The sequence below is a fragment of the Gilliamella sp. App6-5 genome (genome assembly GCF_001690525.1).
In the GTDB taxonomy this organism is placed as follows: Bacteria; Pseudomonadota; Gammaproteobacteria; order Enterobacterales; family Orbaceae; genus Gilliamella; species Gilliamella apicola_H.
Genome location: NZ_LZGT01000027.1, coordinates 1 through 2,765, shown reverse-complemented (window position 1 = coordinate 2,765; position 2,765 = coordinate 1). Strand labels below are relative to the sequence as shown.

At 39.3% G+C, this 2,765-nt stretch carries 2 protein-coding genes and 1 pseudogene; all 3 read left to right on the top strand.

Annotated features, from left to right (window positions below; genetic code table 11):
* Window positions 1–684, top strand: a 684-nt coding sequence (locus tag A9G24_RS03145; RefSeq protein ID WP_218056199.1) for a DUF6708 domain-containing protein, incomplete at its 5' end; no start/stop codon positions are given.
* A 110-nt stretch (window positions 685–794) separates the two neighbouring features.
* Window positions 795–1,979, top strand: coding sequence for a DUF6708 domain-containing protein (locus A9G24_RS03140; protein ID WP_065637724.1), 1,185 nt, complete (start codon window positions 795–797; stop codon window positions 1,977–1,979).
* 110 nt (window positions 1,980–2,089) lie between these two features.
* A pseudogene (locus A9G24_RS03135) lies at window positions 2,090–2,765 on the top strand (hypothetical protein); the annotation flags it as partial.

Sequence of the window (2,765 nt, the reverse complement as noted above, 5' to 3'; positions counted from 1 at the left end):
TGTGGCGGCATTGCGGTGTTTAAATGGGAACATATTATGCCCTCTAATTTTGGCGAGACTGGCTCGGATATGGGTGGTACTAACTTAGTTAATGTGTTCTCCTTTCACCCTTATAAAACTGGCTTTCCCGTTGCACAGTCCGTGGGCGTAGGCAAAAACACTTATAATCCTCAAGATTATAAAGACGAGTGGGAATTTATCCGCCGTTATATGGAAGACGGTCCGAAAAACCTGCCTAAACCACGCCTAAGTACCCACTTACCCATGCCCTTTCACGGTGTTGAGGGACATATTAGCCCCATGATCCATCTGGCAAAAAATAACCCCAGTGTGATCATGATTTTAATGTTAATCCCCGTCTTTTTAATCTTATTGCCATTTTATACTATGGGTTACTTTATTTCGGAATGCCTATGCTGGCAACCTCGTTGGCCAAAAGTGATCAGGCAAGCGGGTAAACCCGGTAAACCTTTACCAAAAGAAACCACCCTATCGGATTACCCACCCGAGGTACAAAAGGCCATTTTAGATAATAGCCAAGAGTGGGGCGTAATTGATGACGAAACGGGCGAACTTATCGACTATGGTCAATTTAAAAGACCCAAGAAAAAAGCCAGCCGAAAAAGAAAAACAAAAGCAACAAAACAAGCAGAAAAGCCCATAAAAGAGAATTCAGAGGATTAATTGGTAAGGTTAGATTGTGGCTGCTTTAGTAAAGATGCCAAACGTGATCAATTTGATGACTTAACTGAAGAGTTAAACGAGTTTTACCAAGCAGTTCAGGGGATATTTTAATGTATATTGGTGAATTTATATTGTGGTTAAGTAGTGCAATTAAACCTGAAACACGTAAAAAATTGAAAAAAGATTATTCTGATAACTCAATGAAGTTAAGCGAAGTCGCCAAAGATTATACCACAGAGTCGGTCAGTCATAATCCACGCCCGATAGGACCTTATTATGCCTATAACGATCGCTATTTAGAGATACGAGGAGGTATGCTTGAAAATTTTCGGGGAATTATTACTTGGATTAGTTTAGCTATATTTTTTGTTTCTTTTTCATGTTGTAATGCTGGTTTGCAAATTGCTTTACAATTATATAAAGATGGAGGAGTAAATATTGTTTCTGGAATATTTGCAATAATATTTTTGTCAATTATTTTTTTATTATCTTCTTACTTATTTATCCGTTACTTCCGCTATGTCTGTCGCTTGGAATTATTCACGCTTCGCCATATCCGGGTACGGTTTAATCGGGTAACACGGCAAGTGTATGTACAACGCCCTAAATATTGTGGCGGCATTGCGGTGTTTAAATGGGAACATATTATGCCCGCTAATTTTGGCGAGACTGGCTCGGATATGGGCGGTACTAATGTGGTTAACTTGTTTACTTTTCACCCTTATAAAACTGGCTTTCCCGTTGCACAGTCCGTGGGCGTAGGCAAAAACACTTATAATCCTCAAGATTATAAAGACGAGTGGGAATTTATCCGCCGTTATATGGAAGACGGTCCTAAAAATCTGCCAAAACCACGCCTAAGTACCCATTTACCCATGCCCTTTCACGGTGTTGAGGGGCATATTAGCCCCATGATCCATCTGGCAAAAAATAACCCCAGTGTGATCATAATTTTAATGTTAATCCCCGTCTTTTTAATCTTATTGCCATTTTATACTATGGGTTACTTTATTTCGGAATGCCTATGCTGGCAACCTCGTTGGCCAAAAGTGATCAGGCAAGCGGGTAAACCCGGTAAACCTTTACCAAAAGAAACCACCCTATCGGATTACCCACCCGAGGTACAAAAGGCCATTTTAGATAGTAGCCAAGAGTGGGGCGTAATTGATGACGAAACGGGCGAACTTATCGACTATGGTCAATTTAAAAGACCCAAGAAAAAAGCCAGCCGAAAAAGAAAAACAAAAGCAACAAAACAAGCAGAAAAGCCCATAAAAGAGAATTCAGAGAATTAATTGGTAAGGTTAGATTGTGGCTGCTTTAGCAAAGATGCCAAACGTGATCAATTTGATGACTTAACTGAAGAGTTAAACGAGTTTTACCAAGCAGTTCAGGGGACATTTTAATGTATATTGGTGAATTTATATTGTGGTTAGGTAGTGCAATTAAACCTGAAACACGTAAAAAATTGAAAAAAGATTATTCTGATAACTCAATGAAGTTAAGCGAAGTCGCCAAAGATTATACCACAGAGTCGGTCAGTCATAATCCACGCCCGATAGGACCTTATTATGCCTATAACGATCGCTATTTAGAGATACGAGGAGGTATGCTTGAAAATTTTCGGGGGATTATTACTTGGATTAGTTTAGCTATATTTTTTATTACAGCATCAGGAGGTTATTTCGCACTTAAAGTGGCTTTAAAATTATACAATAATGAATGGGATAATTATAAAATTGGTTCCGGAATATTTGCAATGGTATTTTTTGCAATCATTTTTTTAGTCTCTGCTTATTTATGCATCCGCTACTTCCGTTATATCTGTCGCTTAGAGTTATTCACGCTTCGCCATATTCGGGTACGGTTTAATCGGGTAACACGGCAAGTGTATGTACAACGCCCTAAATATTGTGGTGGCATTGCGGTGTTTAAATGGGAACATATTATGCCCGCTAATTTTGGCGAGACTGGCTCGGATATGGGTGGTACTAACTTAGTTAATGTGTTCTCCTTTCACCCTTATAAAACTGGCTTTCCCGTTGCACAGTCCGTGGGCGTAGGCAAAAACACTTATAATC

What these genes read in the sequence shown, in the direction of transcription:
- A9G24_RS03140 (WP_065637724.1), top strand. Translation starts at nt 795, where the DNA reads ATGTATATTGGTGAATTTATATTGTGGTTAAGTAGTGCAATTAAACCT.